Origin of the sequence: Streptomyces sp. NPDC047130 (assembly GCF_040643475.1) — a bacterium.
GTDB lineage: Bacteria > Actinomycetota > Actinomycetes > Streptomycetales > Streptomycetaceae > Streptomyces.
In genome coordinates, this window is sequence record NZ_JBEYUK010000001.1 from 402,749 (window position 1) to 417,872 (window position 15,124).

General features: G+C 74.7%; 12 protein-coding genes. 10 read left to right on the forward strand and 2 right to left on the reverse strand.

Translation table 11 applies throughout. From position 1 onward, the window contains the following. Positions 1–78 precede the first annotated feature (78 nt). From ABZ836_RS01790 to ABZ836_RS01805, 4 genes are all read left to right on the forward strand, one after another. Positions 79–486: a RidA family protein gene (locus ABZ836_RS01790; RefSeq protein WP_356129185.1), complete on the forward strand. Its 408-nt coding sequence runs from the start codon at positions 79–81 to the stop codon at positions 484–486. 267 nt (positions 487–753) lie between these two features. After that, positions 754–3,477: an AAA family ATPase gene (locus tag ABZ836_RS01795; protein WP_361138317.1), complete on the forward strand. Its 2,724-nt coding sequence runs from the start codon at positions 754–756 to the stop codon at positions 3,475–3,477. Between the two features lie 84 nt (positions 3,478–3,561). After that, a complete protein-coding gene (locus tag ABZ836_RS01800) occupies positions 3,562–4,218 on the forward strand; it encodes a hypothetical protein (RefSeq protein WP_361138319.1) in 657 nt (218 codons plus the stop codon). A 72-nt stretch (positions 4,219–4,290) separates the two neighbouring features. Next, positions 4,291–5,580: an Nramp family divalent metal transporter gene (locus tag ABZ836_RS01805; RefSeq protein ID WP_361138321.1), complete on the forward strand. Its 1,290-nt coding sequence runs from the start codon at positions 4,291–4,293 to the stop codon at positions 5,578–5,580. Positions 5,581–5,636: 56 nt separating this feature from the next. On the opposite strand, the gene ABZ836_RS01810 is transcribed toward ABZ836_RS01805, so the two are convergent. Then, on the reverse strand, positions 5,637–6,272 hold the full coding sequence (locus ABZ836_RS01810) for a class I SAM-dependent methyltransferase (protein ID WP_356138448.1): 636 nt from the start codon (positions 6,270–6,272) through the stop codon (positions 5,637–5,639). 175 nt (positions 6,273–6,447) lie between these two features. Then, positions 6,448–8,178 carry a glycosyl hydrolase family 18 protein gene (locus ABZ836_RS01815; RefSeq protein ID WP_361138323.1) on the reverse strand — a complete coding sequence of 577 codons (1,731 nt, stop codon included), beginning with the start codon at positions 8,176–8,178 and terminating at the stop codon, positions 6,448–6,450. Between the two features lie 323 nt (positions 8,179–8,501). On the opposite strand from ABZ836_RS01815, the gene ABZ836_RS01820 reads away from it, so the two are divergent. From ABZ836_RS01820 to ABZ836_RS01845, 6 genes are all read left to right on the forward strand, one after another. After that, positions 8,502–9,803, forward strand: a complete 1,302-nt coding sequence (locus ABZ836_RS01820) for a hypothetical protein (protein WP_361138325.1) — start codon at positions 8,502–8,504, stop codon at positions 9,801–9,803. A gap of 162 nt (positions 9,804–9,965) precedes the next feature. Then, entirely contained in the window at positions 9,966–10,676 is a 711-nt protein-coding gene (gene cpaB, locus ABZ836_RS01825; RefSeq protein WP_356138457.1) for a Flp pilus assembly protein CpaB, read from the forward strand. A gap of 10 nt (positions 10,677–10,686) precedes the next feature. Next, complete coding sequence (locus tag ABZ836_RS01830; RefSeq protein WP_361138327.1) at positions 10,687–12,312, forward strand: AAA family ATPase; 1,626 nt, start codon at positions 10,687–10,689, stop codon at positions 12,310–12,312. After that, a complete protein-coding gene (locus ABZ836_RS01835) occupies positions 12,309–12,791 on the forward strand; it encodes a TadE/TadG family type IV pilus assembly protein (protein ID WP_356138443.1) in 483 nt (160 codons plus the stop codon). Before ABZ836_RS01830 ends, ABZ836_RS01835 begins: the two co-directional genes overlap by 4 nt. Before the next feature lie 18 nt (positions 12,792–12,809). Next, positions 12,810–14,186 (forward strand): CpaF family protein, encoded by a 1,377-nt coding sequence (locus ABZ836_RS01840; RefSeq protein ID WP_356138441.1) that lies wholly within the window; start codon positions 12,810–12,812, stop codon positions 14,184–14,186. Further along, the gene (locus ABZ836_RS01845; RefSeq protein WP_361138329.1) at positions 14,183–15,124 is read left to right on the forward strand and encodes a type II secretion system F family protein; all 942 of its coding nucleotides are present in this window, start codon (positions 14,183–14,185) and stop codon (positions 15,122–15,124) included. The genes ABZ836_RS01840 and ABZ836_RS01845 overlap by 4 nt, the downstream gene beginning before the upstream one ends.

Consider the following 15,124-nt stretch of genomic DNA (forward strand, 5'->3'; position numbering starts at 1 on the left):
CTGTGCGCTGGGGGGTGCGGGGCTGGTTCACTCTCCCATGATCGGAACGCCGCCCACGAGCACCCGGAGGATTCCCGCATGACCGAGAAGACCGCGCTGACCCCCGCCACCCACACCGCGCCGCCCGCGGCCTTCTCGCACGGGCTGCGCAAGGGCAACATCCTGCAGGTCGCCGGACAGGTCGGCTTCCTGCCCGCCGAGGAGGGCCGGCCGCCGACGCCGGCCGGCCCCACCCTGCGCGAGCAGACCCTGCAGACCCTCGCCAACGTCAAGGCCGTGCTCGACGAGGGCGGCGCCGGCTGGGACGACGTGATGATGCTCCGCGTCTACCTGACCGACGTGGACCACTTCGCGGAGATGAACGAGATCTGGAACGCCTACTTCGCCGAGCACCTCACCCAGCCCCCGGCCTGCCGGACCACCGTCTACGTGGGCCTGCCGCCCGGGCTGCTGATCGAGATCGACGCGCTGGCCGTCCTGGGCTGATCCGCCCGGTCCGCGGTCCCCGCCGGGCCACGCCGACGAGGCCCGGCGGGGACCTCTCCTTCGCGGGGGCCCACATGATGGCCCCCATGTTCCCCGGCGCCCGCGAAGGAGGACCGCGCTCGACGGTCCCCCGGGTCCCGGAGAGCGCGGCCGGACCCATCCTGACCCTCCGACGCGTTGACCACCCGGCGCCCGGGCGCCACTGGACAATTCCGGGTCAACGTGAGATCAAAGCGAGCATCGCCGAACGGCCGGGGGGCACACGTCATGGGACGCCGGGAGAAGCCGATCGAGCCCGGGCAGGGAAAGGCCGCCGACTTCGCGGCGGACCTCCGCGCGCTGCGGCGCCGCACCGGCAACGTGCCCTACCGCGAACTCGCCTCCCGCGTCCCCTACTCGGCCTCCAGCCTCTCCGCCGCCGCCTCGGGGCACCGGCTGCCGGCCTGGCCGGTGGTCGCCGCCTACCTCGCGGCCTGCGGCGTCGCCGGCACCGCCGAGTGGTACCGCCGCTGGCGGGACGCCGCCGGCCTGCCGCCGGAACCCGCCCCCGGACCCGCCGCGACGGCGCCGCACGCGCCCGCGCCCGACGGGGCGCCGGGCGTGCCGCCGCACGGCCACGGGGGCCCGCCCGGACCGGCGGCGGGCCCCCGGCCCCGGGTGGCCTCCGCCCCGGGATCCCACGGACCGGGAGCCCGCGCCCCGGGATCCCGCGGACCGGGAGCCCGAGCGCCGGGAGCCCGCGCGCCGGACGGGGCGGGCGCCGGGACGGGCGGCTTCGGCGAGGGCCGCGCACCACGCGGCGTGCCCGACCCGCCCACCCGGTTCGTCGGCCGCGGACGCGAGGTCGACGAGGTCTGCCGGCTGCTGGACGACCACCGGCTGCTCACCCTCACGGGCGTCGGCGGCGTCGGCAAGACGCGCCTCGCCCAGCGCGCCGCCCGCACCGCCGGGCTGCTGCTGAGGGACGGCGCCTGCTGGGTGGAGCTCGCCGAGGTCACCAGCCCGGACGTCCTGCCGTACGTCCTCGTCGAGGGCCTCGGGCTGGCGCCCGTGCCGCCGCAGTCCACCCCGGCGGACCACCTGGTCGACGCGCTGCGCGACCGCGAACTGCTGCTGGTGCTGGACAACTGCGAGCACCTGGCCGCCGCCTGCGCCCGGCTCGCGCACCGGCTGCTCGCCGGCACCACCGGCGTCCGCCTCCTCACCACCAGCCGGCTGCCGCTCGGCCTGGCCGCCGAACGCCTGTACGTGGTGCCGCCGTTGCCCGAGGACGCCGCGCTCGCCCTCCTCACCGACCGCGCCGCCCTGCTGTCCGGCGCCTGCTGGTCGGCGGACGATCTGGAACACGCCCGCGCCGTCATCCACCGTCTGGACGGCCTGCCGCTGGCCATCGAGTTCGCCGCCCGGCGGCTGCGCGCCCTCTCGCCGGGCCAGCTCCTCGACCGCCTCGACGAGCGCCTGCCCCTGCTCAGCAAGGGCGACCCGGTGGCCCCCGAACGGCACCGGTCGCTGCGCGCCATGCTCGACTGGAGCCACCAGCTCTGCACGCCCGCCCAGCAGAGGCTCTGGGCCCTGCTGTCGGTCTTCGCCGGCCCGGTGTCGCTGGAGGCCGCGCACGCCCTGTGGGAGGACACCGGGAGCCGCGCGGCCCGCGGGGGCGCCGCCGCCCGCCGGGGGCACGGGACGGACGGGCAGGAGGCCCCTGACGACCCGGAGGGCCAGGAGGACCCGGAGGACCCGGAGGACCCGGAGGACCCGGAGGACCCGGAGGAGCTGCTGGACGCCCTCGGCGGTCTGATCGACCACTCCCTGCTGCTCACCGAGCCCGGCGGCGGCGACGGCCTGCGCTACACCATGCTCGAGACGGTCCGCGAGTACGGCCGCGACCGGCTGGCCCGTGCCGGGGACCTCGACGAGGCACGCGACCGGCACCTGCGGTGGTTCCGCGACCGGGTGCGCGACGCCCACGAGCACTGGGCGGGCCCCGGGCAGCCGGAACGGCTGAACCTGCTGCGCCACAAGCTGCCCAACATCCGCCACGCGATGGAGTACGGCCTGCGCGCGGCAGCCGGACCGGGGCAGGCGCTCGCCGCCCTCGACATCGCCCGCTGCATGCAGTGGTACTGGACGGCCACCGGGACGGCCGGCGAGGGCACCGACTGGGTGCGCCGCGCCCTGGCCGCCACCGCGCCCGCCGACCACGAACCGGAGGTCCGCGCCGCCCGCACCCGGGCCATGGCGGCCTGCGCGTTCCTGTGCGTGTTCCCCGCGCGCCTGGAGGCGGCCGGGGAGTTCGCCCACGCGGCCGTCGAACGGGGCCTCGCCGAGGGCGACGCCGCCTCGGTCGGCTGGGGCGAGTTGGTCCTGGGCCTGTCCGCCGAGGTCAGTGGCCGCCCGGACTCCGCGCTCGCCCACCTGCGGGCGGGACTGGGGCACTTCGAGGCGAGCGACGACCGCTACGGCGAGCAGCAGCTGCTCAGCATCCTGGCGAGCACGCTGTGGGCGGTGGGACGGCGGGAGGAGTCGGCGGCGTACGTGCACCGCGGCATGCGCCTCGCGAGCACGCTGGGCGAGACCTGGCACCGGCCCTACCTGAGCTGGGTGCTGTCCCTGAACCGGGTCACCGAGCGGAGGCTCACCGGGCCGGACGGCGCGCTGGCGCACGCCCGCGCGGTCCTGGAGCCCCAGCGCGTCTTCGCCGACCCGCGCGCCCTCGCCCTCGGCCACGACGCCCTCGCCCACAGCGCCTGGCTGCTCGGCCGGCACGAGGACGCCGCCCGCCTGTTCGGGGCCTCGCAGGCCTGCTGGCCGCGTGAGGAGACCACGCTCGTCGCCTACCGGACGGATCCGCTGGGCACCGAGGAGTGCGTGGCGGACCTGCGGGCCGTGCTGGGCGAGGAGGGCTACGCCCGGGCCTGGGAGGAGGGGGCGGGGACGCCGCCCGAGGAGGCGCTGGAGCGGTCCATCCGTTTCGCCGCGGATGCCATGTAAGTCCCCCGCCGGCCTCACCTGTTCCTCGTAACGATGCGACGACGGGTTTTCCGCGGGGTGCCGTCGTGGACCATACTGCGGGCTGTGGAGCAGAGCATCGGTTCGAACACCAAGCCCCTGACCCCGCCCGCCGCCGTGGACCCGGCCCTCATTCCGGGGCTGACGGTGCCGGTGGCGGCCGACGGCACGCCCGAGGACCCCGCGCGCGACGCGGCGGCGGACGAGGCCGCCGTCGTGGAGGACGCCGCGCCGGAGCCGGAGGAGGCCGCGGAGAGCGGCGCCGCCGCCGACGCCGCCGAGGATGCCGCGGAGGAGGCGGCCGAGGAGCCGGCCGAGGACTCCGGGGCCGTGCCGGACGGCCCGGTCTTCGAGGCCAAGGACTTCCGCGCGCGCATGGTCGCCGACCACGCGGGCGTCCGCCTGAGCCTGGACGACCAGGAGTGCGACTTCCGCTGGGACGAGATCGGCGCCGTGGAGACGTCGACCTCGCGTTTCGGCAGGCGGTACACGGTCGTCGTCCACACCCCGGAACGGCGGTGGTACTGGATCGAGATCGATGCCAAGTCCCGCGCGGACGTCGCCCGGTGGGAGACCGAGCTGGACGCCGTCCTCGACGCCTACTTCGAGGACGCGAGCGAGGAGCCCGCGGAGCCGGCCGAAGCCGCCGGGGCCGCCGAGGCCGGGGCCGCCGGGGCCGCCGAGGCGGAGGGCGTCGCCGACGGGGACAAGAAGCAGGCCTGACCGGGGCGGGTGAAGGGTTCCGTCCTGCCGGGACCCTTGCCCGGGGGCGGTGTTGTCCGTTAGGTGATCACCATGGCTGACAACACGAGCAACACCCCACCGCGCAAATCGAGTTGGAAGTACATCGGCCCGGGCATCGTGGTCGCGGCGACCGGCGTCGGGGCGGGTGACCTGGTGGCGACCCTGGTGGCCGGCGCCAACTTCGGCTACACGCTGCTCTGGGCCGCCGTCATCGGCTGCGTGGTCAAGATCGCCCTCGCCGAGGCGGCCGGCCGGTGGCACTTGTCCACCGGCCGCACGCTGTTCGACGGCTGGGCATCCCTGGGCAGGTGGACCACCGCCTTCTTCGTCGTCTACGTCGTCATCTGGGGCTTCGTCTACGGGGCCGCCGCCATGTCGTCGAGCGGACTGCCGCTGCAGGCGCTGTTCCCCGGCGTGATGGACCTGGAGTGGTGGGCCGTCGCGACCGGTCTGGTCGGGCTGGTCTTCGTCTGGTTCAACCGGTACGCGGTGTTCGAGAAGGTCATGACCGTCCTCGTGGGTGTCATGTTCCTGGTGACCGTCTACCTGGCGATCCGCGTCGTCCCCAATCTGGGTGGTCTTCTCGCCGGCCTGCTGCCGGTGCTGCCCGACGGGCAGGACTCCATCCTCAACACCCTGGGCCTGATCGGCGGCGTCGGCGGCACCATCACGCTCGCCGCCTACGGCTACTGGGTCAACGCCAAGGGCTGGACCGACACCGGCTGGATGAAGGTCATGCGCCTGGACAACCGGGTCGCGTACATCACCACCGGCGTCTTCGTCGTCGCCATGCTCGTCGTCGGCGCCGAACTGCTGCACTCCTCGGGCGTCGCGATCGCCTCCGGCGACAAGGGGCTGATCCAGCTCGGCGACATCCTGGAGGAGGAGTACGGCACGGCCACCGCGAAGTTCTTCCTGATCGGCTTCTTCGCGACCTCCTTCACCTCCCTGATCGGCGTCTGGCACGGCGTGAGCCTGATGTTCGCCGACTTCGTCGCCCGCTACCGCAGCAAGCGGGCCGCCACCGGTGAGGAGGTCGCCGAGGGCCGCCGCGAGACGTCCTGGGCCTTCCGCGGCTACCTGCTCTGGCTGACCTTCCCGCCGATCGTGCTGCTCTTCCAGGGCCAGCCGTTCCGCCTGATCATCATCTACGGCGTCCTCGGCGCGGCCTTCATGCCGTTCCTCGCGCTCACCCTGATCTGGCTGCTCAACTCCTCGCGCACGCCCGCGGAGTGGCGCAACGGCACCCTGAGCAACGTGATGCTCGCCGTCGCCGGCCTGCTCTTCCTGGTGCTGTGCGTCAAGCAGGTGTGGGACCAGGACTGGGCCGCGTTCTTCTAGGCCCCTCGTCCGGGCCCTTCCGGGCGGCGGCCGGAGCCGAGGCCCCGGCCGCCCGGTCAGGAGGTGTGGCGCTCCGCGCGCAGCACGGTGTCGTGGACGGTGACCTCGCGTCCCTCGTGGGTCGCCGTCCTCGGCCGGGCGTCCTGGGTGCGGACGGTCCAGCCGCCGGCCGGCAGCAGGTCGCCGGCCAGCTCCTCGGCCGTGAAGAACAGGTCCGGCTCCGGGGGCCGCGGGACCACGCCGTCCGTGAGGTCGCGGGGGTGGTGGGCGATCACCACCAGGCTGCCGCCCGGGGCGACGGCCTGGGCGAGCCCCGCGAAGACCGGGCGGCGGGTGGCGGACGGCAGGTGCAGGAACGCGGTGACCACCAGGTCGTAGGCGCCCGCCTCCGGAAGCCAGTCGAGCACGTCGGCGCGCCGCCAGGTGACCCGGGCGGCCAGCTCCGGCGGCGTGTGCGCGGCGGCCCGCTCCAGGGCCACCTCCGAGACGTCGGTACCGGTGACCGTCCACCCCTGGCGCGCCAGCCAGAGGGAGTCCGCGCCCTCCCCGCACCCGGCCTCCAGCGCCCGGCCGGGCGTCAGGCCGGCCACCTCGTCCACCAGGGCGGGGTTGGGGTTGCCGCTCCACAGACGGTCGGCGGAGGAGTAGCGGTCGTCCCAGAACGCGGCGGTGTACCGCGGGTCGTCGGTCATGGGCCGCAGGCTATCCGACCGCCCTGGCGAGATCGCGCACGTCGGGGCGGCGGGAGCCTGCCATGGCGCGGGTCCCGCGGACAGACCCGCCCCCGGGGCCGGGAAGGCCGCGGGGGCGGGCCCCGCCTCCGTGGCGGGGGGACGGTGCGGAGGCGGGGCGGAGGAGCCGGGCGGCTCAGCCGAGGGCGTGGACGTGCGGGCCGACGGCGTTGGACCAGGCGTTGCCGGCGGTGGCGTCCCAGTTGGTCGACCAGGTCATCGCGCCGCGCAGGTCCGGGTAGGCCTTGGACGGCTTGAAGGAGCCGCAGTTGGTGAGCTTGGTCAGGCAGTCCAGGGCGTTGTTGACGATGGTCGGCGAGACGTAGCCGCTGCCCGCGCCCCGGGTGGAGGCGGGGACGCCGATGCCGACCTGGGAGGGCGCGAGCCCGCCCTCGAGCTGGATGCAGGCGAGCGCGGTGAGGAAGTCCACCGAGCCCTGCGAGTAGACCTTGCCGTCGCAGCCCAGCATGGAACCACTGTTGTAGTACTGCATGTTGACGACGGTCAGGATGTCCTTGACGTTGAGCGCCGTCTGGAAGTACGAGTTGGACGTCGACTGCATGTCGATGGTCTGCGGCGCCATGGTGATGATCAGGTCCGGCCCGGCCTTCGCCGACAGGGAGCGGAGCGCCTGCGTCATGTAGGTGGCGTTGAGGCCGTTCTCCAGGTCGATGTCGACGCCGTCGAAGCCGTACTCCTGCATCAGCGCGTACACCGAGTTGGCGAAGTTGGTGGCGGAGGCGGAGTCGGCCACGCGGACCGAGCCGAGCTCGCCGCCGACCGAGATGATGACCTTCTTGCCCGCCGCCTGCTTGGCCTTGACGTCGGCCTTGAACTGCGCCTCGGTGTAGCCGTTCAGGCCGGCCGAGTCGAGGGTGAAGTCGACGGTGCCCGGCGTGGCCGTGGCGTCGGCGAAGGCCACCGCGATGATGTCGTACTGGTTCTGCACCTGGGCCAGGGTCTGCACGGCCGCGCCGTTGTTGAAGTTCTGCCAGTACCCGGTGACCACGTGCTTGGGCAGGTCCCCGCCGCCGCCACCGCCGCCGGTGGCCTGGGTGGTGGCGTTCACGGTCGCCGACCTGGCGGACTCGCCGGCCGCGTTGGTGGCGGTGACCTGGAACGCGTACGCGGTGGACGCCGTCAGCCCGGTGACCGTGGCCGAGGTGCCGGTGGAGGTCGCCACCCGGGTGCCGTTGCGGTAGACGGTGTAGCCGGTGGCGCCCTGGACGGTGTTCCAGGTGAGGGAGACGGAGGAGGACGTCGTCCCGGCGACCGTCAGACCGGCCGGGGCCGCGGGCACGGCCGGCTGCTCGGGCTCGCCGCCCCCGCCGCCCCCGCCGTCGGGGCCGAGGACCGAGAAGTCGTCGACGTGGTAGGCGGCCTGGCCGTACCAGCCGTGGGTGTAGACCGTCACCGAGGTGGTGTTGGCACCCGTCGTGAAGGTGGTCCGCAGCTGCTTCCAGGACGCCGAGTCCGGGGTCCAGGTGGAGGTGTCGGTGGTGCCGGTGCCGGTCACGCCCAGGTAGGCGTAGCCGCCCTGCACCCAGGTGCTCAGCGTGTACGTGGAGTTGGGCCGCACGGCGACCACCTGGGTGCACCGGGCGTTGTCCTGCCCGGCCGGGGTGGCCTTGAGGGCGCGTGAGCCGCCGTGCACCGGGGAGGTGACGGCCGCGCCGCTGCCCGCCGAACAGGTCCAGTCGGTGAGACCCGACTCGAAGCCGCCGTTGCGCACGTTGTTCACGTCGGCCGCCGCGGCCGGGGTGACCCCCAGGGCGGTGCCGGCCAGGGCCAGAGCGGCGGTCAGGGCCGTCGCGAGTACTCGGGGTCTCGCCGGGGGAGGAGTGGTGGTGGAGCGCGTGAGCTGCATGGGGGCTCCCTGCGGATGAGGGGTGGGAGGTGCGGGGTCGCCGAGGAGGCGGGGCGGCCGGGAGGCCGCTCCTCCGACGGCGGGTTCAAGCCGGTCTAGACCAACTTGGTCCAGACCAATGCCGGTGTCAAGAGTGGTGCGTCCACGGCAACCGGCGTGCGGCGAACGCCAGTTGTCGCATATGCCGACACGGCGTGATCATCGGACAGGTCGCGGTTGAGACGATCTCGACCAATCAGGTGTCGGAGGCCGGAACCCGGGGATATCGTGCTGGTGAATGCGCTGCGCACGTGAAGACGGGGGCCGACGGGGAGGGTGGAGCGGTGCCGACTGCCATCAGCGTGTCCGGTCCCGGCCTGGTGCTCCCCTCCGACGACCGGCACACCCCGCCCGCCGTCCTCCAGCCCCGGGCCACCGTCGAGGAGACCGTCTACGAGCTCAACGCGCTCGTGGAGCAGCAGGGTTACGTCGTCGCGGTGCACCCGGCGGTGACGGACCCCGCGGTCGTCCGCCGGCTCCACACCGCCCGCTCACTGCTGGAGACCGACCGCGTCGCCATCGTGCCCGCCGACCTCCCGCCGCTCGGCGTCGCCGTACTGGTGCGCCAGCTGCGGCAGTTGAGCGTCTGCGACTTCGGGCCGGGCGTGCTCGCCTCGGCGGCGCGGCTGCTCGCGCACTACATCTACTCCGGGGCGCTGCTCAACTCCGTGGCCAAGCTGGACCACGTGCCCGTGACGCTGACCGCGCACGCCAAGTCCTGGATGCCCGGCGCCCAGTTCGCGGTCCTGGCCACGCCGCGGCCCGCGCTGGTGCGGCTGGGCGGCGAGGACCGGCTGCCGGGGCCGGAGTTCGCCACGCGCATGGTCTCCGCCACCGGCCCGGGGTTCGGCGGCGCCACCCCGCCGGACTGGGTGAGCGCGACGCTCGCGCCCGGCTGGCGGGTCCAGCACTTCTCCACGGTGCCGGCGCCGGCCGAGTCCGCGTCCTGGTGGGGGACGCCCAAGCTGGTCGAGTTCGCCGCGGGGCTGCCGGACGTCTCCGTGCTGTACCAGCTGGTGTCCTCCGTGCGGCGGGACCTCTGCCGGTGGTGCCGGCTCGAGATCATCGGTGACCGCTGCGCGTTCTGCTCCTCGCCGCTGGCCCCGCCGCCGGAGTTCCCGGCCGCCACCGCCACCTCCCACGCCACCGGTGCCGTGTCCGCCCGTGCCGCCGCCCCGGCCGGGCTCACCCGGGCGCCGGGGCCCGCCGCCGCCATAGGGCCGGGCGGCGGGCCCCGCACCGGCGCCGACGGGCTCCGCCCGATCCCCGCCCCGCGCCCGGCTGCCGCGGGCCCCGCGACCCGGCCGGGCTCGGGCACCACGGCGGCCGGGCCCGCCCCGGTGCCCGCGCAGCGGCCGGGCGCGGGTGCCGCCGCGGCCGCCGAAGCCTCCGGGGACCACGGGGCCGGCGGCGTCGCCGGGGCCGTCCGGCGTCCCGGCACGCCGGAGGGGTACGACTGGAGCGGGTCCGTGCCGGGCGGCGAGGCGCGGAGGGGGCACGACCCACGCGGGCCCGCGCCCGGTGAGGGCCGGACGGAGGGGCCGCCCGCTCCCGGAGGACCGGTACCCCCGCCCCCCGCACCCTGAGCCCGACGCGAACGACGCGAACGACGCGAACGACGCGAACGACGGGTCCGACGGGCCCGACGCGCGAACGACGGGTCCGACGGGTCCGACGGGCCCGACAGAACAGAACCGACAGAACAGAACAGAACCGCACCGCCCCCGATCCTCGAGGTGAGACAGACCGTGAACTCCCGCCAGCGCCGCGGCGTCCTGCTGCTGGTCCTCTCGGTGGCCGCCGCCCTCGCGGCGTTCGCCGGAGTGCTCGCGGTGGTCCGCGACGTGAACTCCAAGGTCGGCCCCGAGGTGACCGCCTACCGGCTGAAGGCGGACGTCGCGCCGTACCAGGAACTGGACCCCGGCCAGTTCGAGAGGATCAGCATGCCGGAGCGCTGGCTGTCCGCGACCGCCGTCACCGACCTGTCCGGGATACGCGGGAAGATCGCCGTCACCCAGCTCCGCAAGGGCTCCCTGCTCCAGTCCGACATGGTGGTCGACCGCCCCGAACTCCGGTCCGGGGAACAGGAGATCGCCATCATGATCGACGCCTCCACCGGCGTCGCCGGCAAGATCACCGCGGGCGCGCGGGTCAACATCTACGCCACCTTCGAGGGCGAGGAGAAGACCCAGGACCAGTCCCGCCTCATCGTGCAGAACGCCCGCGTCATCGACGTCGGCAAACTGACCGCCCTCCAGCCCGACGGCAGCGGCGCGAACCGCCGCGCCGCCACCGAGGCCGTGCCGATCACCTTCGCCCTCTCCGCCGCCGACGCCCAGCGCGTCGCCTATGCCGAGTCGTTCGCGGAACACGTGCGCCTCGCCCTGGTGGCCGGCGGCGACGACGGCTCCGTGCCGTCCGCCGACCGGACGTACACCCTCCAGCAGGACAAGCAGTGAGGGGCCGCCGATGACCGTCCGCATCCTCCCCGCCGTGGGAGACGTCGACTCCGCCCGCGCCCTCGCGGCGCTCCTCGACCAGCTCCCCGACGTCGTCCCCGCGCCACCCGTGCACGACTCCGCCACCCTGCTCGACGCCCTCGGCGCGGGTGCGGCCGAGTCGGTGGACGAGCTGCCCGAGGTGGTGCTGGTGCACGAGCGGATCGGCCCGGTGCCCGCGCTGGAGCTGATCCGCGAGATCGTCCTGCGTCACCCCGCCGTCGGCGTCGTCCTCATCACCGCCGACTCCTCCTCCACCACCCTCACCGCCGCCATGGACTCCGGCGCCCGCGGCATCGTCACCCTCCCGCTGAGCCCCGAGGGCCTCGCCGAACGCGTCCACGCCGCCGCCGCCTGGGCCGCCGGGATGCGCCGCCACCTCTCCGCCGGGACCGGCGGCGACCCGTACGGCCGAGGGGCGGGCGGCACCGTGGTCACCGTCACCGGGGCCAAGGGCGGCGTCGGCGCCACCGTCACCGCCGTGCAGCTCGCCCTCGCCGCCCGCGCCTCCGGCCGCACCGTCGCGCTCGTCGACCTCGACCTCCAGGCCGGCGACGTCGCCTCCTACCTCGACGTCCAGTACCGGCGTTCGATCGCCGACCTGGCCGGCATCCACGACATCAACCCGCGGGTCCTCCAGGACGCCGTCTACACCCACGACAGCGGCATCGCGCTGCTCCTCGCCCCCGCCGAGGGCGAACGCGGCGAGGAGGTCGCCGACCGCACGGCCCGCCAGATCCTCTCCGTCCTGCGCTCCCGCTACGACGTCGTCGTCCTGGACTGCGGGGCGCGGATGGACGCCGCCACCGCCGCGGCCGTGGAGTCCGCCGACCACGCGCTGCTGGTCGTCACCCCCGACGTCATCGCGGTGCGCGCCGCCAAGCGCATGGTCCGCCTCTGGGACCGCCTCCAGATCCGCAAGGCCGAGGACACCCTCACCGTCGTCAACCGGCACGCCCGCGGCTCCGAGATCAACCCGCAGCTCGTCCAGCGGGTCACCGGCACCCGCACCGCCGCCACCCACGTGCCCGCCGCGTACAAGGAACTCTCCGCCGTGGTGGACGCCGGGCGGCTCCAGGACCTCGACGCCAAGTCCTCCGTCAAACGCGCCCTGTGGACGCTGGCGGGCGAACTCGGCCTGGTCGCCGCCGCGCCCGACGACGACACCGGCGGACGGGGCCGCCGCCGCAAACCCGGCAGCGGGCTCGCCCTGCGCCGGGGCGCGGGCGACCGGGGCTCCGTGACCCTGGAGTTCGCCGGGATCTTCCCCATCCTGCTGGTCGTGATGGGGCTGCTCTGGCAGGCCGTGCTCTGGGGCTACACCTTCTCCCTGGCCGGCAACGCCGCCGACGAGGCCGCCCGCGCCGCCACCGCCGCCCACGCCGTCCACGGCGACGTGGCCGGAGCCTGTTCCGCCGCGGGCACGCGCAACCTGCCCGACGCCTGGAGCGGCGCCGACATCAGCTGCGCCCCCGACGGCGACCTGATGCGCGCCACGGTCCGCGCGGACGTCCCGCTGTTCTTCCCCGGCGTCGACGCGGGCTGGTCCGTGAACGGCACGGCGGGGGCGGCGCTCGAAGGGGGTGACCTGGGGTGACGACGACCGCGGGCCCCCGCGCGGCGGCTGAGGCCCGCTGCGCCACGGCGCGTGGGGCGGGCCCCCGCACGGCGGGGGAGGAGGCGTGCGCGCGTGCGGCGGGGCCGGGCGGGCGGCGCCGCCGGGCCCTCGGCGACCGCGGCGTGTCGTCGCTCGAGCTCGCCGGCTACCTGCCCGTCCTGATCGTCATCGCCATGGCCGCCCTGCAGCTCGGCCTCGTCGGCTACGGCGCCAACCAGGCAGGCACCGCCGCCCGCGCCGCGGCCCGCGCGGCCTCCCAGGACGGCGACGGCGCGGCCGCCGGCACCGCCGCCGTGAGCGACTGGCTCGACCCCGCCGTCAGCACCGCCCCCGGACCCGAGACCACGACCGCCCGGGTGACCGTGCACGTCCCGTCCGTGATCCCCCTCTTCGGAGACGGCTGGGACGTCGTCCGCGAGGCCACCATGCCCACCGACCGCACGGCCGCCGCCGGCTGACGGGAAAGGAGACCGCCCATGAGCCTGCGCTCCCGCCTCGCCGCCACCGGCCCCGAGGGCGCCCCGTCCGCCGCGCCCGGCCAGGACGGCGCCGCCGGCCACCGCGAGGAGAACCACCTCGTCGCCGTCTACCGGGCCAAGCTGCTCGAGGAGATCGACCTCGCCGAGATGTCCGCCCTCGGCGCCACCGAGCGCCGCACGCGCCTGGAACGCGTGCTGGGCCACATCATCAGCCGCGAGGGCCCCGTCCTCTCCTCCACCGAGCGCGCCCGCCTGATCCGCCGCGTCGTCGACGAGGCCCTCGGCCTCGGCGTCCTCGAACCGCTCCTCGCCGACCCGTCCATCACCGAGATCATGGTCAACGGACCCGACTCGATCTTCGTGGAGCGCGCCGGCCGCGTCGAACACCTCCCGCTCCGCTTCGCCTCGGCCGACCAGCTGATGCAGACCATCGAACGCATCGTCTCCACGGTCAACCGGCGCGTGGACGAGTCCAACCCCATGGTCGACGCCCGCCTCCCCACCGGCGAACGCGTCAACGTGATCATCCCGCCGCTCGCCCTGACCGGCCCCACCCTCACGATCCGCCGCTTCCCGCGCTCCTACACGCTCCCCGAGCTGATCGGCCTCGGCTCCCTCGACGAGCAGATGCTGCTCCTCCTCGCCGCGTTCGTCCGCGCCCGCTTCAACATCATCGTCAGCGGCGGCACCGGCTCCGGGAAGACCACCCTGCTCAACGCGCTCTCCGGCCTGATCCCCTCCCACGAGCGCATCATCACCATCGAGGACTCCGCCGAACTCCAGCTCCAGCAGCAGCACGTGATCCGCCTGGAGTCCCGCCCGCCCAACATCGAGGGCAAGGGCCAGGTCACCATCCGCGACCTGGTCCGCAACTCCCTGCGCATGCGCCCGGACCGGATCATCGTCGGCGAGGTCCGCGGCGGCGAGACCCTCGACATGCTCCAGGCCATGTCCACCGGCCACGACGGCTCCCTCGCCACCGTCCACGCCAACACCGCCGAGGACGCCCTGATGCGGCTCCAGACCCTCGGCTCGATGTCCGAGGTCGGCATCCCCTTCGAGGCCCTCACCGACCAGATCAACTCCGCCGTCGACGTCGTCGTCCAGCTCGCCCGGCAGGCCGACGGCACCCGCCGCGTCGTCGAGATCGCGCTGCTGGTCTCACGCGGCCGGCAGCCGTACCGCATCGCCACCGTCTCCCGGTTCGTCCCGCAGCCGATGACGCCCGACCGCGTCGTCCGCGGCCACTACCAGCACCTGCCCCTCCCGCGGGAGGCCGCCGACAAACTGTTCCTCGCCGACGAGGCCGTCCCGCCCGCCTACGGCGTCACCGACGCGCTCGACGCGCGCAACACCCGGGAGGCGCTGACGTGAACTGGTCGCTCCTCGCCCTCGGGGCCACGCTCCTCGCCTGCCTCCTCGCCGTCGGCGGCGTCCACGTCTACGCCTCCGGCCGCGCCCAGCGGCAGGCCCTGGTCGACCGGCTGGAGGCCGAGCAGGGCGCCGTCGGCCTGGTCGGCGGCCGCCCCCGCCGCTTCACCGCCGTCGACCGCCGCCTGCGCCGCACCCGCCTCGGCCGCGCGATGCAGCTCCGCCTCGCCGCCACCGGACTGGACGTCACCGTCGGCGAGTTCGCCGCGTACGCCACCGGGGCGGCCGTCGCGCTGTGGCTCATCGCCTCCACCGTCCTGGCGCCCTTCTTCGGGCCCATCGCCGCCTTCGTCGCCCTCTGGTCCGCGGGCGTCTACCTCAACTGGCAGCGGCAGCGCCGCATCGAGGCGTTCATCAACCAACTCCCCGACGTCGCCCGCCTGATCGCCAACGCCACCGCGGCCGGTCTCGCCCTGCGCACCGCCCTCGCCATGGCCGCGGAGGAGCTGGACGACCCGGCCGGCTCCGAACTCGCCCGCGTCGCCGACCAGCTCACCCTCGGCCGCACCATCGACGACGCCCTCGGCGAGCTCGCCGAGCGCCTCCCCTCCCGCGAACTGGTCGTCCTCGTCACCACCCTCGTCCTCTCCAACAAGGCCGGCGGCTCCGTCGTCTCCTCCCTCCGCAACCTCACCAAGACCCTCGAGGAACGCAAGGAGACCCGGCGCGAGGTTCGCACCATGCTCTCCGAGGTCAACGCCACCGCCCTGACCGTGCCGCTGCTCGGCATCGGCTCCCTGCTCCTGATCGACACCTCCAACGAGGGCGCGCTCGCCCGGGTGACCGGCTCCCCCGTGGGACAGGTCCTCGTCCTGATCGCCCTCGGCCTGTACGTCGTCGGCTTCCTCGCCATCCGCCGCCTCGGACGGATCGAGGTGTGA

What these genes read in the sequence shown, in the direction of transcription:
- ABZ836_RS01790 (WP_356129185.1), top strand. Translation starts at nt 79, where the DNA reads ATGACCGAGAAGACCGCGCTGACCCCCGCCACCCACACCGCGCCGCCC.
- ABZ836_RS01795 (WP_361138317.1), top strand. Translation starts at nt 754, where the DNA reads ATGGGACGCCGGGAGAAGCCGATCGAGCCCGGGCAGGGAAAGGCCGCC.
- ABZ836_RS01805 (WP_361138321.1), top strand. Translation starts at nt 4,291, where the DNA reads ATGGCTGACAACACGAGCAACACCCCACCGCGCAAATCGAGTTGGAAG.
- ABZ836_RS01810 (WP_356138448.1), bottom strand. Translation starts at nt 6,272, where the DNA reads ATGACCGACGACCCGCGGTACACCGCCGCGTTCTGGGACGACCGCTAC.
- ABZ836_RS01815 (WP_361138323.1), bottom strand. Translation starts at nt 8,178, where the DNA reads ATGCAGCTCACGCGCTCCACCACCACTCCTCCCCCGGCGAGACCCCGA.
- ABZ836_RS01830 (WP_361138327.1), top strand. Translation starts at nt 10,687, where the DNA reads ATGACCGTCCGCATCCTCCCCGCCGTGGGAGACGTCGACTCCGCCCGC.
- ABZ836_RS01840 (WP_356138441.1), top strand. Translation starts at nt 12,810, where the DNA reads ATGAGCCTGCGCTCCCGCCTCGCCGCCACCGGCCCCGAGGGCGCCCCG.